Origin of the sequence: Streptomyces sp. SID14478, assembly GCF_010548525.1 — a bacterium.
Lineage (GTDB): Bacteria > Actinomycetota > Actinomycetes > Streptomycetales > Streptomycetaceae > Streptomyces.
In genome coordinates, this window is record NZ_JAAGMG010000774.1 from 1 (window position 1) to 202 (window position 202).

Genomic DNA, 202 nt, shown 5'->3' on the forward strand with positions numbered 1-202 from the left:
ACTGGACTACCTGGCCCTGATCGACCCGGCCGACTTCACCGACGTACGCGACGACTTCGCAGGCGAGGCCGTCCTCGCCGTCGCCGCCCGCGTGGGCACGACCCGGCTGATCGACAACCTGCCACTGACCTTTGGAGCCCGCTGATGACCTCCACCGGTATACGCCCGCCCGTCTCCGGCAGTGCGCTCAGCGCCCGCCCCC

At 70.8% G+C, this 202-nt stretch carries 1 protein-coding gene; it reads left to right on the plus strand.

Annotated elements, in window-relative coordinates; all coding sequences use genetic code 11:
- The coding region (locus tag G3I40_RS25225; protein WP_164304402.1) for a pantoate--beta-alanine ligase at positions 1–145 on the plus strand (145 nt) is incomplete at its 5' end.
- Between the last annotated feature and the right edge of the window lie 57 nt (positions 146–202).